Here is a 14,208-nt window from a genome sequence, read left to right on the forward strand (position 1 = left end):
AACGCGATCAGGACCAAACTCGCCCTGAATCATCTGTCTGAGTCGGTGCACTAGGCATCTCGGGAGCATGTAGCGGCAATAGCGTGTCGGCGCCCTTTTCGGTTCCGCAGCAACCCGTCACGCTCGCTGAGCTGAAAAACCTTCAATATTTCGCGACCGTTCTCCGCTTTGCCCCAAGCGCCGTGGGCACCGCGACAGTCACGTTTTCCAATGATGGCGGCTCGACCTTTGCGCCATTCACAGCTGGATCGAGGGTAATTTCCGCACGTAGCGCGACCACAAGCCTGACCCTGCTGTCCGACTCCTCACTGCTCTACCGGCTGGAGTGTTCAATGACAGCAGGAAGCATCAATTATGAATTTAATCGGGGTGCCTATGTCGGCAACATGAATACTCCGTCGCTGATCGACAATTGGCAGACAAGCCTGCCAATGATGCTAGGGAACATCAGTGACACGATCCCGGTCGGGCAGACTGCGCTTTATTTCGAGAAGCAATCCCTGTTCTCGGCAAACGGCAACACTCCACCGACCGCCGCCCAGACGCAAAAGCTGCTTCAGACGATCTTTACCCCCATGTTGGACACCGATCTTCAGGGGACGCTCACCGGATACGTGGCGGCTTCCTATGGCACGATCGCGGCCGATGGATCGTACACTGCTTCTGGCAACGCCATCGTCACCTTGAGCATTCCCTCCCAAGCGCCGCGCGCCCGCGCTGCAAATTTCCGTTTGGGCCGTCGAAGGCTGATAGCTCAGTATGTCGACGTCGTCTCTGTGGTCGATGCGAACGGCAACGCGCTCAATTCGGCTTTCAGCTTCACCGACCCGCCGGCCAAGTTGAGCAACGGGACGAAATACGCGGGCACGGTGTTCGCCCCGAACACTCGCGTCACCGTCCAGAGCAGCGATGGAACCGCCGCCGCAAGCCTCTTCGCGCAGAGCATTGGGATCAACTTCTCTCCGACGATGATCGAAGCTGCAACGGCGGTTGTTCCGGTGCCATCAGCGCAGACTCCTAACCTCACCGCCCTGGGGCTGTGAGGCCGGCCAGGGCTGATTAGGCCGCCTGGGGCTGGCTGCGGCGCTTCATGCCGTAGCCTAGTGCGCAAAGGCCGAGCAGCGCAGTGCCAAACATCGGAGCGGATGCGGGGAGAGGAACGGCGCTCAAGACCGCGTAGCTTGAGCCATCATAGCCTGAAAAAAAGAAGTCTTCGTGTCCGAGCGCATCGGTAAACTCCGCAAACCCAAAACTGTTATATTCACCAGACACGAAGAATGGCAAGTACAAGGTTGCTCTTAGGGTGTCATTGATACATGGATTACATCCGTATTTGGCCAAAGCAGATATGGTAAGAACCAGAGTGTCACCTACAAACTCAGCCACAACAGAGGGACGAGCAATAGCTATAATAGAAAAGCTATCGTCCACTCCGGTATCGTCAAATCCTATATATGAAGAATAGAATGTAAAGGCATCCTGCGTTATCGATATTTTTCCGCCAGATATGTTACCTGGTGAAAGTTCTAAAGATCCACTGAATTCAATATCACTGAACTGCAAGCTATTCGGCTGAAGCGGTGCAGCCTCGGCCCTGCTCGTCCCACTCAACGCCATTACCGCCGCCAGCGCGGCGCCTGCCAACTTCCCCCTCATGCTCTCGTCTCCTCAGATTGCCGAAATAGTGGTCAAGCGCCGGCGTGACGCGTAGCCGAACGCACCGAGTCCAAGAAGGCCGATGGCCATCATCGGCAGCGCGGCGGGAATAGGCACAGTCGAGACGAAAGGATTGCCGGTCACAGTCACAGGACCGAACTCAAGCACGCTCGAGGGTGGGATCAGCAAGGAGCGGGATGATCCAACGCCATCGTAGTAGATGCCTGTAGTGGGGTCGACGCCGATCTCCGCATGAAATGCGAAGCTGTAGCCGGTGATCGTCTGCTGCGTACCATTGGTATCGTTGACGGTGAAGCGGAGGATTGGATCGCTCACCATGAAGTCCGCCGATCGTATCAGCAGTCCAAAGCCGTCGGGAACCTCCGACTGATTTGAGATGTGGAACGTGGCTTTGGCGTCATCGAAACTGGTCGAGAGCGTATCCAGGAAATTGGGAGCTTGCTCGAGCTCGTCGTAGGTGAACTCGCCCTTAGTGGCGCTCGTATCGCCGGTCAACGTGAAGGAGACCCCGCCATCTGCTCCGGTCGGGCCGCCGACTGTGATGCTGAATGGCGCTGCGCGCGACGGCCCTGCAGCGCACAGCATAACCAAAGTGGCCAGAGCAGCGCCCGAAAATCTCATCGTCATCGAAATAGCTCCGTTGGATGCGAGCCGCTGCGGCGAGGCTATGTTGCCGTTTGGTAACGAGTCAACTTCCGCTCAATTCGATCAATCCAGATATTGCGGTCTCGCCCGTCGCGGGCCGGCATGATGGAGTGCTGCCCATGCCTGACCGGACTTCAGCCGTGCCCTCACTCGACTTCCATCCCATGTTCCCCGACGTGCTGACGGTCGGCGTACCGCGCGGGTGGAAGGCGCGTCTGCGGAACCGCGCCGAGGCGGAAGGCGTGTCGGTGTCGGCGCTGGTGCGGGACGCGATTGGGAAGCTTGCTCGGCCGGTACGGAAGGGTGAAAAGGCTAAGGCCTGCGCTAAGGTTCGCACATGATTTCGGGTGGGCAGAAATGAGCGGCCCGACTATCGAGGCGACCGGTAGCCGCGTGCTGGCCGTGGCCCAGATCCTCGGGCAGCAATCGGACAAGCCGCGGCAAGGATGGCGCGGCACCCTGACGTGGACGGAGCGCTTCGGCGGCCACCAACACGTTTTGCGATGGCAAACCGTCGTCGATCGTGAAGGCCGTCACGGGTGGGTCGACCTCGCCCATGCCGGACGATCGAGCGCCGCGGGCGAACTGCAAACATACCGGGTTCACCTGCGCGCCACGGTGCAGCCGTTCGGTGGCTTGCGGTGGTGGCTCTTGTGTCCTCGAAACGGCGATCCGGTCTGCAAGCTATACCTACCGAACGGAGCCGATCGGTTCGCGTCGCGGCAGGCCTACAAGCTCGATTACCAATCGCAGCGCGTGACCGCGGCCGAGCGGGCAAATAACCGGGCCTGGAAGAAGCGACTTGCCATGGGTGGCGAGACAGGGGCGCCGCTGGGAGCGCCACTCGACAAGCCACTCTGGCAGCATTGGCGGACGTGGACCCGGGATTACGCCGAGCTGAACCGGCTCGAGGCCCGCACGATTTCGGCCGTGAGCGCGTCGCTGCGCCGGTACATCAGCCTGTCGCAGCACGGCCGTTAATTTTACCGTGGGCTGGGATTTTGGAAGTGTCAGCTACGTGGGTAGCCGACAGGCGCTGAACTACCGCCAGCGGGCCGATTTTGGGCCTTCGTGCGCGGTGAGGGCTCGCCGGCGTGGGTCAGACCAATCTGCGCAGGCAGGCGTGGGCATCATCGGCTTTGATCTAATGCGATTTTACGGAGCGAGGAAATCCGATCATGGCCCGCATGTCCTCCATTTCCCGCCTCGTGCGTCAGCGTATTGCCGAGCAGGACCGCCAAAAACGGGAGAAGGTCGAAGGTGCGATTGCGGCCGGGCCTCCTGCCCGGTCTGGCATCCGCGCGGAAGCGTGGGAGAGCTTTCACCGCATCGGCTTCTTCACCTGTCCGGGCAAGGCCGACGCGGTGACGTGTGCGAACGAGGCCTGTCGGTTCGGCGCTGCCTGCCGGCGACTTCAGGCCATCGGGCTCGATGGAGACGGTGACGCGTTGCCGAGGAAGAAGCGGCCGAGCTGCGGAGCGAAGACCCGAGACGGAACGCCTTGCGAGATGCGCGTCGAAACCGGGTCGCCGCGATGCCGGCTGCATGGAGGGCTGTCGACGGGTCCGAAGAGCAAGGTTGGCCGGATGCGCTTGTCGCGGCTGATGGCCTATCGGCGAGATCCTGATGCCGTGGTCAAAAAAGCCCTGAAGGGGATGGACTAAAAGGGCACCAGGCGTTGGATGCTTCCCTCGCGCGCGTAATGGGGTCTGGCCGGCGTGAGTTCTTTTGAGCGCTTTGGTGGCCATTTCGGGCGAGCCGCCGATGAGGTGTGAGGCCGGCCGTCATTTGGCTCCGGGCAGAACCTCGCAGGACAGGCCCTCTCGAACGAAATAGCTCGAAACCAGGGTCGAGGTCCGATCTCCGCTGAGGTAAGCCGCCAGGCCCTTGTCGTCGCCCTCGACGTACATGCGGGCCGCCACGCGGCTGACACGCCATTCCCCACCGATCCGCCGGCCAAGATCGTGACGGCCGCAGAGGCGGCGCACGGTCGGCTCGCTAAGAGTGAGGAATTTAGCAGCGGCGGCGATCGTCATGGCCTCGCGTGGGTTCCAGGGACGCAGGATGTGCTGGCTGGGCTGGTCGAGGTGTCCGGGGTGCTTCATCCGATCGCTTGCCTCATTAGGACATCGGTCGATTGCCTTCTCGCTGCCACGGCCGGGTGCGAAAGGCGCTGTTCGGGCTTGGTATGAGGGCCGAGCCCAAAGCGAAAGGAACCGAAATGATCGCTCTGAAGCACGTCGTTATGGCCGCTATCGTGATTGCATCCACGCTGATCGCAGGCGCATCGGCGCAGGCCTTCTCCGCGAGACAGGCCTCGGCTGCCGGACAGGGCAACTTTGTCACGTCGAGCGGCACGCCCGAGAACATGATCCCGGGCAGCCCCGTGGGTCAGCAGACCAATAGCGATCGGCGGCCACTGCGGGGCGATCATCACGACCGGTACTTCGCGGGCTTCTGATCTCATCGGGCAGCCTCGGCGAGATGGGCGGCGTCGCTCTGCGGGCGCTTGCGCCAGACCTCAGCGAAGGTCGAGCCCGAGGCGAGCGCGATGCCGGCCGGGGTGCGCAACACAAAGGCGCCGCGGCCCTTGCTGATCGTGAAGGCGAGCGGGCCATCGGGCTCGTGCGAGAAGGCGGCAGCCTCGCCGCGGTTCAGGCGCGCCAGAAGCCGGACGATCTGGTCGGGAGCGAAAGTGCTGGCGGCGATCATCGGGCGGCACCTCGAGCCAGGCCGCACGCGCCGATGAGGCAGGCTTCCGCTCGACCGTGATCCTTTACCCGGCGGAACAGATCGGCGCGCCCAGGCCAGCGGCGGGTTGCCTCGACGCGGGCCGCACCCTTCGGGTCGGCGTCTTTCCCGGGCGGGATCTTCGCATGCCGCTTCCCACACCGCAGGAGCGATCAGGTCGACCGGCACCTCGAGCACGGCCAGAGTGGCCAGGATCTTAACCTTGCTGACACCGAAGCCGAAGGCGGCCTTCGCGCCGTCGTGTGGCATCGGGCCGACCAGCTCCACGAAGGCGCGGCTGGGCTGCCACTCGCGAACGATGGTGGCGAGCCCATGCGCGCTGATCTCGTCTCGCTGGCCAGGGCCGGACGGCAGAACCGGCATGTCGCGCACGTCGATGAGGTCGCCGGCCGAGGTCAGTAGCGCGACGGCGCCGGTTGCGCCGGGGTCGATGCCGAGAACTGAGCCCATCGTGAGTGTCCTATTCCTGTGTTCGGATCGACCCTTGAACCACCCCCTTCCTCTCTAAGGAGAGGAAAGGGCGGTTCAGCGGTTCAGAAAAGGGTTTGAACCGCTGCTTGAACCGCTGTAATCAAACTGAAATCGTTGGATATTTTGCATGTCTTGAACCGCTCCCTGAACCGCGGTTCAGGCGTACTCAAATGAGAGATCTTGAACCGCTGCCCGGTTCAAGATTTCAGGCCCATTTTTCGACCTCCTTCATGCCCCGTTTGGTGACGGTCCAATGGCCGAGGCTTTGATCGACAAGCTTCTCGATCTTCATCTTTGGAAGGCGCCGCATTACGAGGCTCTGCGAGGATTTCAGCGTGTCGGCCCACTGTCTCGTGGTCCCTTTGGGCTGATCGAGCATGGCCTGTAGAAGCGCGATCGACAGGTCGATATCGGCCTTCGCGCGATGCTCCACGTCGAGGTCCTTGGCCGGCAGCATGGTCGGGATCTGCACCTGACGGCCCTTGGCATCGAGAATGCCAGGACAGCCTGAAACCTCGAACCGGAATTCGGCCGGTTCGAACTCGAGGCCGCGAAGCTTGCCCTGCCAATGGAACCGGACTGTGCCGCCTTCCGGCTTGCGCCAGAGGGTCAGGTTGCCGTCGACTTCGTTCAGGATGGCGCCCGACCCATAAGGCACGATCTGGTCTTCGCTGGCGTTCTTGACCGGGTGTGCGGCAACCACCACGGCCGGCTTGCCGGGAAGCTGCGTCATGGGGCGCATGCGCCGGATGAACTCGCCGCCCTGCACTGCATTGTTGATGTCGTCGCCGTCGAAGAAGGCCGCGAGCGTGTCCACGAACACGAGCGAGAAGGGATAGGCCGAGGTCATGTCCCGCAGCTCGGCAAGCACGGCCTCGGGCTTCACGCGCATGTCGAGGACCATGATGCTGTCGCCAATCTCGCGCAGGTCGACGTTCAGCAGGAACGCCGAGATGGCGAGGCGCATGCGGATGTCGTCGGGGTTCTCGAAGCAGCAATAGGCGACGCGCCCGCGCTCCACCTCAAGGTTGAGGATGTCCTTGCGGCCGGTCGCGACGGCGAGGGCCGCGGCGATCATCCAGGCTGTCTTTCCGGCGCCCGTCTTGGCCGTAAGACTGTACAGCGAACCGGTGCGGACGGTGGGTTCGATCACGTAGGACAGCGGCTCATACTCGCCGACAAACTTCGCAACCGTTTTGAACGGCACCCGCACCAGGTCGTCGGCCTTCTTGCCGTCCTGCGGCGCGGCCTGGGTCGCCGAGGCCTGCTCCTGCGCCGACACCACCTTCGCTCGAGCGACGAAATCCGCTGCGGTATGGCCAGCCTCGAAGAAGTCCGAGGCGTCGAACCCTTCCTTGTCGAACTCGGGGAACATGACGGTGTGAAGGCTGGCGGCCTTGCCCGTCAGCACCGCTACGCGGCGGGTGATGCACTTCTCGCCAGCCGGGTCGCGATCGGCGCAGAGGATGACGCGGCGCCCGGCCAGGAGGTCGCCGCAGTCCGGCACATCGGAAGCGGACCCGAAGGTGAAGGCCAGAACGCCGCGGGTCTGCAGGGCGTCAACGTCCTTTTCGCCCTCGGCCCATACGATGTCCTGCCCGGCGCGGTCGGGGCCGAAAGGGTCAGGGGTGCCCTGCGGGCCGACATAGGCCACAGGCTCGAACCCGGCGGGCTTTTTCGCCTGCCATCCGATTGCGCCATCAGCGGGCCGGCGCACGCGGTACACGTCTGACCAGAGCGAAACCCCGGCCTGCTTCTTGATCTTCGCTCGCACGCACTGGCCGCCGCGCCAGTATAGGTGCCGGCGTGCCTCGTCCGAGAAGATGGTCGGCTCGGGGGCGCCGATCGCATAGAGCTTGGGGCGTTCATCGGCGCCAGGCTCAGTCCAGGCCGGCAAGGGCGCGTTGTCCTGCCTCGGTTTCGGGCCTGCTGCAGAGTTTTCGTGGCGCTGCGGCTCCCGGCGAGGGCCGTTCAGACCCTCGCGCGGGTTGTGAATGCCTTGGTCGAGGCCGGATTTGATCGTGGAACGCGCGGCAGGGGCGCCGTCCTTAGCGACATAGCCGGATGCCTGGGCGGCCGTGAACAGCCCGCTCTCGGCCTCGCCGCGATCGATGACGCCTGCGCCGACAAGCTGGCCTACGGCATAGGACGATCGATTGAGCTGGTCGTTCCTGCCGTGGCTTGTGGAAGCCGCCAAGGCGCATTCCGCCTCGTAGGCTCTGCGGGCGTAGGCGTCGGGGTCTGAAACTTCGTTGCCGCGGATGCCGAGGCCCATCAGGCGGCCCCTTCCGTCTCAACGGCGCGCTGCGGCGCCGCGCCTGCGATCAGCGCGCCGTCGAACAGCCACTCGGCCGTGCGCTCGTCGAGGTTGAGGGACGCATCGACTGCCATCGGCAAGAACCGGCGCTCGATCACGCAGCAGCCAGCACGGCGAGCGGCGATAAACCATTCCTGAAGCAGGCCGGGCCGGCCATGGATGCACCCGGCCTGTTGGCGCTCGATCGGGAGCGTACGGCGCACGTAGTGCAGGCGGTCAGGGTTGGCGGCGAACCATGGGGTGTCGGCCCGGTTCGCGGCGGCTGTGAGCTTGTTCGGCTTGTCGGAGTGGAGGATGGCCACAACGCTCATCGGTGCACCTCAGCGTCTTGCGCCTTTCCGATAAGTCGAGCCACGATGTCGATCTGCTTACGCGAGGGGTGCCAGCGCGGCCGATCGGCGGCGGTCAGGATCGTGTCGACGAAGCCGAGTTCCCAGGTCGTGTAGACATCAAGGCGCCGGCCCTCGCGCAGCAGGCGCAGGCTCTCCGCGGAGATTGCCGATGATCGAGGTTCGCGCTCCCGCCTTTCTCGCCGTGGGGGCGGAAAGGCGTTCTCGTGGTAATGCTCGATCTGCCGAGCGAGGTCGTGCCAATCGCTACCGGCCGACTTGAGGGTGCGCCCGATTGCTCGGGCGGTGGCCACGACTTCGCCGTCGTGGTCAGAAGCAAGCCGGGGAAGAAGGCGAGCAAGCTTGGGTGTGAGAGCGGGCGAGATCACGCATCGAGGCTTTCACCAGGGTTTCGGGCGGCGAAGTATCCGTCGTCACTGACGAGGGCTCGGCCGGCTTTTAGGTCTTCAAGGCGAGCCACGAAGGCCACGCCGATCACCCAGCGTGCTTGCTGAATGAGGTTGGTTTTCTGCCCGCCGTTCAGGTGCGACTTGTTGATGGAACGGCGCATGGCGCGCCGGCTCCGGTTCAGCATCATGCGGTCGATGTCCTGTGCGAGGTCCGCGTCGGTCGACCTGATGGCCAAGGCCAAAGCCCAGGCGAGATCCGCGCTATTTCGGGCCTCGGTTTCCAACGTGGCGCGGATGTCGTCGCCACAGGCTGCGAGCTGCGCAGCGGCGGCAAGGCGACGTGACCTCTCGGCAAGGAGATCGATAGGGGCGGCCATCAGCGGGCCTCCATCATGCTCGACCGGTCGGCCCAGCCGGAGCCGAAGGCGAGGTCGGCGACAACGCTCAGAAGGGCGTCAGAGCACCTGATGCGAGTGCGAAGCGCAGCAAGCTGCAGGTCCTTGGGGGCGATGGGCTCCGCGATCGGCATAACGATGCGGGAAGGAAGGGAACGTTTGGCCATGATGCTCTCCGATTGAGAGCGCGCGGCACTTCGGGAGTTGTGTTTTCCCGCTGGGTGGCCTAAATCCTTCGTTGTCGGACGAATAGGATTGTGGCCCGCCTCGTGCCCCGCGCATGTGGCGGGTTTTCCTTTTCTGGAACCCTGGTTTCAGGAAGCCCCGGCCTCTCGGTCGAGGCTGGTTCTCAGGCGCTGCCGCCTAAGCGCGGCAAGGACGACGCCCACCGCTCTGCGTCTTCCGCCAGGATCAGCGTTTTCACGCCGATCTTCCGGGCGACCAGGTTGCCGGTCTTGATCTGCTCGTAAATCGCAGTTCGGCCGAGCCTGTATCGGTCTCCGAACTCTGCGATCGTGAAGGCGCTGCGCGCCGTAGCGGCGGACATCAGGCGGCCTGAAGCGTGTCGAGGCCGAGCAAGCGGCGAGCCTTGATGCACGGCACGAAATACTGGCCACCGATTTTAACGGTCGGGATGTCGCCTGTTTTGCCCGCGCGCCGCGACGCATCCGCGCTCAACCCGAAAGCCTCTTTGCCGAATTCAACGAGCGGAACCGTGCCGTCCCGCAGCAGCCTTACCCTGAAATCCTCTGACATGACGGGGTTCCGTAGTTCATTTCAACTACGATACTGATAGCGTGCCGTTTCCTGCTCGACAAGTACTCTGTATCTGATATGGACTGCAAAACCCGAGAAAAGGCGTCGAAAATGTCTGAAAATGGCGAAAGCCGACCGAAACAAAGCCGCGGCGGTCGCCCTCCAAAGGGCAAGAGTGGCACGTTCACGTTTCGTGTTACGGCTGCGCTTCGTGAGATGTTGGAAGCCGATGCGAATTTCGTTGGCAGGCCAGTCAGCGAAATCATTGAGCGTCGTCTGATGCAGTCTTTCAATGACATGCAGACTATTGCCGATCAGCGGAGCGCGATGGCTTCTGTCGAGGGCATTGCTCTGTCCCTACGTGAGCAGCTTTCCGCTTTTGGCACCGACGCCAACGACCTTGCTGCCGTCAAAGCTTTCGCAGCCATCCTGCGAGCCACCCAGAAGCGTCACGGAAAGAGCTGGCGTGAGGGCGACTACATCCCGTGGGTTGTGACTGAGGCGACGCGCCGCCTGATGGTGAGCCAGGTTCGATCGCCTTTGTTTGAGGCCTTGGCGCCTTTCCGCCTTCCTAATGAAACCGAGGTCGAAGCTTCGGCAATGGGCGAGGTCGCGCAAAACGTGTTTACGTTCCCGCCGCTGCCCGAGATCGCGCCGCAGGATGATCCGCAGAACTGGACGGGTCTCGGCCGCCATGTGGTGACGTTCAGGGACAAGGTATCGGGCGAGGTCCTTGAGGTCGTGACCGTACAAGAAGGCGCATGGGACAAGCTCGCAACCATGCCTCCAACCGCCGCTTTCCTTGCGGCCGTCGAGCAATGGCGTCCGCGTCGGGACGAAATCGAGGTCGAGAACAGCTTCGTGCATTTGTTGAAAACCGAACAATCGGTTTGGGACAGCAAGCCGGCCGAGAACCTGCGAGAGGTTTCCGCAATCCCAGAGCATCCGGCGGAATTGTTTGATAAGTCCGACCTTTACAAGGCGATGGCCGGCCATCCTGGACATGATGGGCCTTCGCCCCGCGATCGGGACGATGACAGCGGAGCCGGTTCTCCTATCAAGCGCATCACACCAGCTCGATCGCGGCGGAAAGTGAAGGCCTGAAAGGTTCTCCGTATTCATCACCACGCCGCCCCGGCCGCCACCCAGCCAACCACGATCCCCGCCACCACGGCAGAGCGCGCAAGCCGCCGTTCCGGGTCGCAGAACCAGAAGGCCAGATCCATCAAGGCCAGGACCGGCAGGAGGGCCATGAAAGCGAGGGCGTCACGCATGGTGGCGCTCCTCGCTCACGTCCCGGTCCTGATCGTCCTCAAGGTCGTCGTCAGGCTCAATGTCCGCGTCGCCATCCGCCACATCCAGCAGCAGGAGCAAGGCGTCGATTGCGTCGGCGATGCGCCGGCGCAGGGCGGGCGAGAGACGGCCCGGGAGAGGCGCCGGGACGGGCCGCCGCCGTGGGATGTGGGCGAGCGCGCTCAACGCCCGGCCTCGTAGAACAGGCGCTCCACTTTCCGCACGCTGTCGGCGATGGTGTTGCACATGCGGACGAGCGCCACGAAGGTATCCTCGGGGACCATGATGGCCGGTCCCATGGGGCAGTCGTCGTTGCGCGGGCTGTCGTTGGCGTGCTCGGCCACGATGTTGAGCACCCGCACGTCGCCCATGGCGTCCATGATGGCGCTCTCTACGTCGCCGCGATCGGCCTTCTTCGGAGCGTCAGACATTGGCCTGGCCTCCGATCCGAAGCACGTCAGCCACGATGCTGGCGGCGAGGTCGTCGCGCCAAGACACGGCGCATCCCTTCCATCCGCTCGCCTGGATGGCTTGAAAGGCTTCGGCCTTCGCCACGATCCCGGGCAGCGAGAGCGGGCACGTGAGGGCCAGGGCGGTCGCGGCGCGCTCGACGTTCTCGGATGTCCGAGTGGCCAGACGCTCGGCGCGAGCGAGCCCTTCAGGATCGGCGTCTCGCGCGTCGTACGCATCGCCGAAACAGTTGGTGGCTTCGAGGTCGATCGCCGCCAGCTTCAACACCCTCCGAGCCTTGGCGATGGTGTCCTGATCGGCCGCAGGATGCGCCAGAACGGCCGAAGGCAGGACGACGGCCATAGTAGCGGCAGGAATGGCCGAAATGCTGGCCAGGAGCGAACGGCGGGCGATGTCACGCATGGGTGTCTCCACGGGATGAGAGGGTGGCCGGCACGACGGGCGCGGCGGGGTCGGGGGCGAGGAAGGCGGCAAGCTCGGCAAGGCGGCGGGTGGTGCGCTCGCGGAGGTCGAGCAGCATCAGAAACTCGGCCTCGGGCTCGACCACGCATGCGAGGGTGTCGAGGACGATGGCGGGACGGATGGGGCGGTCAGGCGGCATCGGTAGTGCCCTCCTGTCCGGCTTCCATGCCGTCGACGATGGCCGTCAGGCGCTTGCTGATGGTCTCCATGAGTTCGGCCATCGGAGCGGCATGTTCTGCGCCCAGGCCTTGAGCGGCCAGCCATCCCGCGTCGGCGAGGCGCCGCGCCGCGTTGATCTCGTCCGCGATGTCGCCGAGGCACTTGCGGGTGCGCTGATCGCGGGCGCACTTCTCCTGTTCGCGCTGATGCACGTTGAAAGCTCCGGGTTGTGGAAGGGGTGTCGAGGGTGTGGTCGGTAGAGGTGCCGACCGGATCGGATCAGTCCGTGGCGCGAAGGTCGGCCAGGATGGCGACGATCAGGCGAAGGTCGGTGGTGGGTTTGTCGGAGTTGAACAGCTCCCTCTCGTCGAGCGTGTCGCCGTCGCGACACCAGTCGATGCCGCGCAGCTTGACACGCAGGCCCGCCAGCGTGGTTGCGGTCAGGGCCTCGATGCGATCGACGATTTCGGCTGTTCGCTCGAAGGCAGCCTCGAATTTGCTCTCGGCCATTTGGCTCACGCCCCCAGCGGTGGCGGCCTGGACATCGCGCTGGAAGGCCCACGCGGCATCCATTTCAGCGCCAAGGGCAATCAAATCGGCATCGGACCCGGCCGGGGCGGCAGCCAAGATCGTGGCAGGAACCGTGAGGGCGGCTGCGGCCACGGGCATTGTAGCGATGCCGGACAGCAAGCTACGGCGGGCAAGGGTGGGACGTTCACGCGAAAGCATGGTGCAAGGCTCCTGGTGATGATCGGAATGGGTGGCGCTGGGGCTTGGTCTGGCCGAGGGTGTCAGGCGTTCAGGGCGGCAAGACGCGTGTCGATCGCGCGGACCTCGGCGCGGTGGGCGGGGCCGTTGTCGATGCCGTCCGCGGCGATGCGGGCGAACTGCAAGGCGGCGATCTCGCGGGTGCGGGCGTCGAGCTGCGCCAGGGCTTCGGCCTGCCGGTCCTGCTCGGCCCGCCATGCGGCGAGGCTGCGGGCGCTGCGGGCTTCGTCCCAGGTGGCGCGAAGGGCGTCGGCGAAAGCGGTGCGGATGCCGGTGGCGTGACCGGCCTTGGCTGACCGGGTGATGGTGTTGCGGGCGCGAACCCAGGCGCGGCGCATGATGGCTGGGAGGTCGTAGCGGCCGGAGGCGGTGTGAAGGAAGGGGATCTGCATGTGACTTGCTCACTGCTGAATTCCGGTATAAATTAACGATAAGCGTGAGATTGCCTCGCGTCAATTGTTTTGCGTGATTATTTCACGCTTTCCGTCATTTCAGAGGGCAGGGGCAGTGATCACGGCAGGACAATCGAGGGCAGCTCGAGCATTATTGGACTGGTCTCAGGCGCAGTTGGCCGACCAATCGAACCTGAGCGAAAGCACCATTCGCAATTTCGAGAAGGGTCGTGCGGCGCCGTCCGTGAACAACCTGGCTGCGGTGGTCCGCGCTCTCGAGGCCGCTGGCTGCATCTTCATCGCCGAGAACGGCGAAGGGCCAGGCGTACGGTTGCGGAAGGTCTCAGGAGGTGAGAGGCACGCCATTTCCGAGCAGATCGAGACGTTGGAGGCGGAGATCGCCGATATGCCTGCCGGAGGTGAGCCGAGCCCTGAAGGCGGCATGAACACAATGAGGAAGGCTGTCGCAGAGAACGATCTGGCCCATCTGAAAGTCCGGCGCCGAAAGTCCGAGCATAAATGATCTCAGGCCGGCAGATCCGTGAGGCGCGCGCCATGCTGAAATGGGACGTTGCGACCCTACACAAGCGATCGAGCGTCGACGAGGGTGTCATTCGTCGAGCCGAGAATGTGGACGGCACGCCCAGCATCATGCTGTTTCAGGCCGGCCTCATTCAGCAGGCGTTCGAGCGCGCTGGTCTCAGGTTCGGTCGTGGCAGCGGTGTTCTCGGGCCTGCCAGGGACGAGGAAGCATGATTGGCGTCGAGTTCATCCCTGAGAATGGCGGTGGGGCTGGGGTGCGGTTGTTGAAGCTATGAACATCATTCGCGCATTTCTGGACGATGTTGTGCAACCCAGAGCTATGTGGGAAACTGGGTGACGACGGTGGTTTGAAGGCGGCGTATCGAGGCG

General features: G+C 63.6%; 27 protein-coding genes. 8 read left to right on the forward strand and 19 right to left on the reverse strand.

The annotated features are described in order from the left end of the window. Positions 1-83 precede the first annotated feature (83 nt). On the forward strand, positions 84-1,043 hold the full coding sequence (locus tag P7D22_RS19670) for a hypothetical protein (RefSeq protein ID WP_319935958.1): 960 nt from the start codon (positions 84-86) through the stop codon (positions 1,041-1,043). A gap of 16 nt (positions 1,044-1,059) precedes the next feature. On the opposite strand, the gene P7D22_RS19675 is transcribed toward P7D22_RS19670, so the two are convergent. After that, positions 1,060-1,656: a hypothetical protein gene (locus tag P7D22_RS19675; protein ID WP_319935959.1), complete on the reverse strand. Its 597-nt coding sequence runs from the start codon at positions 1,654-1,656 to the stop codon at positions 1,060-1,062. Between the two features lie 12 nt (positions 1,657-1,668). After that, on the reverse strand, positions 1,669-2,304 hold the full coding sequence (locus P7D22_RS19680) for a hypothetical protein (protein WP_319935960.1): 636 nt from the start codon (positions 2,302-2,304) through the stop codon (positions 1,669-1,671). 137 nt (positions 2,305-2,441) lie between these two features. Between P7D22_RS19680 and P7D22_RS19685 the strand changes: the two genes are divergently transcribed. The 3 genes from P7D22_RS19685 (at position 2,442) to P7D22_RS19695 (ending at position 3,986) form a co-directional block, all read left to right on the forward strand. After that, positions 2,442-2,663, forward strand: a complete 222-nt coding sequence (locus tag P7D22_RS19685; protein WP_319935961.1) for a ribbon-helix-helix protein, CopG family — start codon at positions 2,442-2,444, stop codon at positions 2,661-2,663. Between the two features lie 16 nt (positions 2,664-2,679). After that, on the forward strand, positions 2,680-3,303 hold the full coding sequence (locus P7D22_RS19690) for a hypothetical protein (protein WP_319935962.1): 624 nt from the start codon (positions 2,680-2,682) through the stop codon (positions 3,301-3,303). A 197-nt stretch (positions 3,304-3,500) separates the two neighbouring features. Then, a complete protein-coding gene (locus tag P7D22_RS19695) occupies positions 3,501-3,986 on the forward strand; it encodes an HGGxSTG domain-containing protein (RefSeq protein WP_319935963.1) in 486 nt (161 codons plus the stop codon). 120 nt (positions 3,987-4,106) lie between these two features. On the opposite strand, the gene P7D22_RS19700 is transcribed toward P7D22_RS19695, so the two are convergent. After that, entirely contained in the window at positions 4,107-4,427 is a 321-nt protein-coding gene (locus P7D22_RS19700) for a helix-turn-helix domain-containing protein (protein WP_319935964.1), read from the reverse strand. Between the two features lie 116 nt (positions 4,428-4,543). On the opposite strand from P7D22_RS19700, the gene P7D22_RS19705 reads away from it, so the two are divergent. Next, positions 4,544-4,783 carry a hypothetical protein gene (locus P7D22_RS19705; RefSeq protein ID WP_319935965.1) on the forward strand — a complete coding sequence of 80 codons (240 nt, stop codon included), beginning with the start codon at positions 4,544-4,546 and terminating at the stop codon, positions 4,781-4,783. Positions 4,784-4,785: 2 nt separating this feature from the next. Here P7D22_RS19705 and P7D22_RS19710 read toward each other — a convergent pair whose 3' ends face one another. The 8 genes from P7D22_RS19710 to P7D22_RS19745 form a co-directional block, all read right to left on the reverse strand. Further along, complete coding sequence (locus tag P7D22_RS19710) at positions 4,786-5,523, reverse strand: hypothetical protein (RefSeq protein ID WP_319935966.1); 738 nt, start codon at positions 5,521-5,523, stop codon at positions 4,786-4,788. 226 nt (positions 5,524-5,749) lie between these two features. Continuing rightward, positions 5,750-7,819 (reverse strand): AAA family ATPase, encoded by a 2,070-nt coding sequence (locus P7D22_RS19715; protein ID WP_319935967.1) that lies wholly within the window; start codon positions 7,817-7,819, stop codon positions 5,750-5,752. Then, positions 7,819-8,172, reverse strand: coding sequence for a hypothetical protein (locus P7D22_RS19720; RefSeq protein ID WP_319935968.1), 354 nt, complete (start codon positions 8,170-8,172; stop codon positions 7,819-7,821). The genes P7D22_RS19715 and P7D22_RS19720 overlap by 1 nt, the downstream gene beginning before the upstream one ends. Further along, entirely contained in the window at positions 8,169-8,504 is a 336-nt protein-coding gene (locus P7D22_RS19725; RefSeq protein WP_319935969.1) for a hypothetical protein, read from the reverse strand. Before P7D22_RS19725 ends, P7D22_RS19720 begins: the two co-directional genes overlap by 4 nt. A 71-nt stretch (positions 8,505-8,575) precedes the next feature. Then, positions 8,576-8,977: a hypothetical protein gene (locus tag P7D22_RS19730; RefSeq protein ID WP_319935970.1), complete on the reverse strand. Its 402-nt coding sequence runs from the start codon at positions 8,975-8,977 to the stop codon at positions 8,576-8,578. After that, positions 8,977-9,162: a hypothetical protein gene (locus P7D22_RS19735; protein WP_319935971.1), complete on the reverse strand. Its 186-nt coding sequence runs from the start codon at positions 9,160-9,162 to the stop codon at positions 8,977-8,979. Before P7D22_RS19735 ends, P7D22_RS19730 begins: the two co-directional genes overlap by 1 nt. A gap of 182 nt (positions 9,163-9,344) precedes the next feature. Next, positions 9,345-9,542 (reverse strand): DNA-binding protein, encoded by a 198-nt coding sequence (locus P7D22_RS19740; RefSeq protein ID WP_319935972.1) that lies wholly within the window; start codon positions 9,540-9,542, stop codon positions 9,345-9,347. Next, positions 9,542-9,751 (reverse strand): hypothetical protein, encoded by a 210-nt coding sequence (locus P7D22_RS19745; protein WP_319935973.1) that lies wholly within the window; start codon positions 9,749-9,751, stop codon positions 9,542-9,544. The genes P7D22_RS19740 and P7D22_RS19745 overlap by 1 nt, the downstream gene beginning before the upstream one ends. A 111-nt stretch (positions 9,752-9,862) precedes the next feature. On the opposite strand from P7D22_RS19745, the gene P7D22_RS19750 reads away from it, so the two are divergent. Then, the gene (locus tag P7D22_RS19750; RefSeq protein ID WP_319935974.1) at positions 9,863-10,855 is read left to right on the forward strand and encodes a hypothetical protein; all 993 of its coding nucleotides are present in this window, start codon (positions 9,863-9,865) and stop codon (positions 10,853-10,855) included. 17 nt (positions 10,856-10,872) lie between these two features. Here P7D22_RS19750 and P7D22_RS19755 read toward each other — a convergent pair whose 3' ends face one another. The 8 genes from P7D22_RS19755 to P7D22_RS19790 form a co-directional block, all read right to left on the reverse strand. Continuing rightward, positions 10,873-11,025, reverse strand: a complete 153-nt coding sequence (locus tag P7D22_RS19755) for a hypothetical protein (protein ID WP_319935975.1) — start codon at positions 11,023-11,025, stop codon at positions 10,873-10,875. Then, complete coding sequence (locus P7D22_RS19760; protein ID WP_319935976.1) at positions 11,018-11,230, reverse strand: hypothetical protein; 213 nt, start codon at positions 11,228-11,230, stop codon at positions 11,018-11,020. The genes P7D22_RS19755 and P7D22_RS19760 overlap by 8 nt, the downstream gene beginning before the upstream one ends. Continuing rightward, a complete protein-coding gene (locus tag P7D22_RS19765) occupies positions 11,227-11,475 on the reverse strand; it encodes a hypothetical protein (RefSeq protein WP_319935977.1) in 249 nt (82 codons plus the stop codon). Before P7D22_RS19765 ends, P7D22_RS19760 begins: the two co-directional genes overlap by 4 nt. After that, positions 11,468-11,917, reverse strand: coding sequence for a hypothetical protein (locus P7D22_RS19770; protein ID WP_319935978.1), 450 nt, complete (start codon positions 11,915-11,917; stop codon positions 11,468-11,470). The genes P7D22_RS19765 and P7D22_RS19770 overlap by 8 nt, the downstream gene beginning before the upstream one ends. Continuing rightward, entirely contained in the window at positions 11,910-12,116 is a 207-nt protein-coding gene (locus tag P7D22_RS19775; protein WP_319935979.1) for a hypothetical protein, read from the reverse strand. Before P7D22_RS19775 ends, P7D22_RS19770 begins: the two co-directional genes overlap by 8 nt. Then, entirely contained in the window at positions 12,106-12,348 is a 243-nt protein-coding gene (locus tag P7D22_RS19780) for a hypothetical protein (RefSeq protein ID WP_319935980.1), read from the reverse strand. The genes P7D22_RS19775 and P7D22_RS19780 overlap by 11 nt, the downstream gene beginning before the upstream one ends. A gap of 67 nt (positions 12,349-12,415) precedes the next feature. After that, on the reverse strand, positions 12,416-12,799 hold the full coding sequence (locus P7D22_RS19785; protein ID WP_319935981.1) for a hypothetical protein: 384 nt from the start codon (positions 12,797-12,799) through the stop codon (positions 12,416-12,418). Positions 12,800-12,927: 128 nt separating this feature from the next. Next, positions 12,928-13,296, reverse strand: a complete 369-nt coding sequence (locus P7D22_RS19790) for a hypothetical protein (RefSeq protein ID WP_319935982.1) — start codon at positions 13,294-13,296, stop codon at positions 12,928-12,930. Between the two features lie 115 nt (positions 13,297-13,411). Between P7D22_RS19790 and P7D22_RS19795 the strand changes: the two genes are divergently transcribed. Beyond that, positions 13,412-13,819: a helix-turn-helix transcriptional regulator gene (locus P7D22_RS19795; protein ID WP_319935983.1), complete on the forward strand. Its 408-nt coding sequence runs from the start codon at positions 13,412-13,414 to the stop codon at positions 13,817-13,819. A 32-nt stretch (positions 13,820-13,851) separates the two neighbouring features. Next, positions 13,852-14,052 (forward strand): hypothetical protein, encoded by a 201-nt coding sequence (locus P7D22_RS19800; protein WP_319935984.1) that lies wholly within the window; start codon positions 13,852-13,854, stop codon positions 14,050-14,052. The last annotated feature ends 156 nt before the right edge of the window (positions 14,053-14,208 follow it).

Origin of the sequence: Lichenihabitans sp. Uapishka_5 (assembly GCF_033947565.1) — a bacterium.
GTDB lineage: Bacteria > Pseudomonadota > Alphaproteobacteria > Rhizobiales > Beijerinckiaceae > Lichenihabitans.

Excerpts from the sequence above, each read along its gene's own strand:
- P7D22_RS19710 (WP_319935966.1), bottom strand. The coding sequence starts at position 5,523 with ATGGGCTCAGTTCTCGGCATCGACCCCGGCGCAACCGGCGCCGTCGCG.
- P7D22_RS19680 (WP_319935960.1), bottom strand. The coding sequence starts at position 2,304 with ATGACGATGAGATTTTCGGGCGCTGCTCTGGCCACTTTGGTTATGCTG.
- P7D22_RS19775 (WP_319935979.1), bottom strand. The coding sequence starts at position 12,116 with ATGCCGCCTGACCGCCCCATCCGTCCCGCCATCGTCCTCGACACCCTC.
- P7D22_RS19740 (WP_319935972.1), bottom strand. The coding sequence starts at position 9,542 with ATGTCCGCCGCTACGGCGCGCAGCGCCTTCACGATCGCAGAGTTCGGA.
- P7D22_RS19755 (WP_319935975.1), bottom strand. The coding sequence starts at position 11,025 with ATGCGTGACGCCCTCGCTTTCATGGCCCTCCTGCCGGTCCTGGCCTTG.
- P7D22_RS19745 (WP_319935973.1), bottom strand. The coding sequence starts at position 9,751 with ATGTCAGAGGATTTCAGGGTAAGGCTGCTGCGGGACGGCACGGTTCCG.
- P7D22_RS19700 (WP_319935964.1), bottom strand. The coding sequence starts at position 4,427 with ATGAAGCACCCCGGACACCTCGACCAGCCCAGCCAGCACATCCTGCGT.
- P7D22_RS19705 (WP_319935965.1), top strand. The coding sequence starts at position 4,544 with ATGATCGCTCTGAAGCACGTCGTTATGGCCGCTATCGTGATTGCATCC.
- P7D22_RS19770 (WP_319935978.1), bottom strand. The coding sequence starts at position 11,917 with ATGCGTGACATCGCCCGCCGTTCGCTCCTGGCCAGCATTTCGGCCATT.
- P7D22_RS19730 (WP_319935970.1), bottom strand. The coding sequence starts at position 8,977 with ATGGCCGCCCCTATCGATCTCCTTGCCGAGAGGTCACGTCGCCTTGCC.
- P7D22_RS19690 (WP_319935962.1), top strand. The coding sequence starts at position 2,680 with ATGAGCGGCCCGACTATCGAGGCGACCGGTAGCCGCGTGCTGGCCGTG.
- P7D22_RS19685 (WP_319935961.1), top strand. The coding sequence starts at position 2,442 with ATGCCTGACCGGACTTCAGCCGTGCCCTCACTCGACTTCCATCCCATG.
- P7D22_RS19695 (WP_319935963.1), top strand. The coding sequence starts at position 3,501 with ATGGCCCGCATGTCCTCCATTTCCCGCCTCGTGCGTCAGCGTATTGCC.
- P7D22_RS19800 (WP_319935984.1), top strand. The coding sequence starts at position 13,852 with ATGCTGAAATGGGACGTTGCGACCCTACACAAGCGATCGAGCGTCGAC.
- P7D22_RS19735 (WP_319935971.1), bottom strand. The coding sequence starts at position 9,162 with ATGGCCAAACGTTCCCTTCCTTCCCGCATCGTTATGCCGATCGCGGAG.
- P7D22_RS19720 (WP_319935968.1), bottom strand. The coding sequence starts at position 8,172 with ATGAGCGTTGTGGCCATCCTCCACTCCGACAAGCCGAACAAGCTCACA.
- P7D22_RS19750 (WP_319935974.1), top strand. The coding sequence starts at position 9,863 with ATGTCTGAAAATGGCGAAAGCCGACCGAAACAAAGCCGCGGCGGTCGC.
- P7D22_RS19675 (WP_319935959.1), bottom strand. The coding sequence starts at position 1,656 with ATGAGGGGGAAGTTGGCAGGCGCCGCGCTGGCGGCGGTAATGGCGTTG.
- P7D22_RS19765 (WP_319935977.1), bottom strand. The coding sequence starts at position 11,475 with ATGTCTGACGCTCCGAAGAAGGCCGATCGCGGCGACGTAGAGAGCGCC.
- P7D22_RS19790 (WP_319935982.1), bottom strand. The coding sequence starts at position 13,296 with ATGCAGATCCCCTTCCTTCACACCGCCTCCGGCCGCTACGACCTCCCA.
- P7D22_RS19715 (WP_319935967.1), bottom strand. The coding sequence starts at position 7,819 with ATGGGCCTCGGCATCCGCGGCAACGAAGTTTCAGACCCCGACGCCTAC.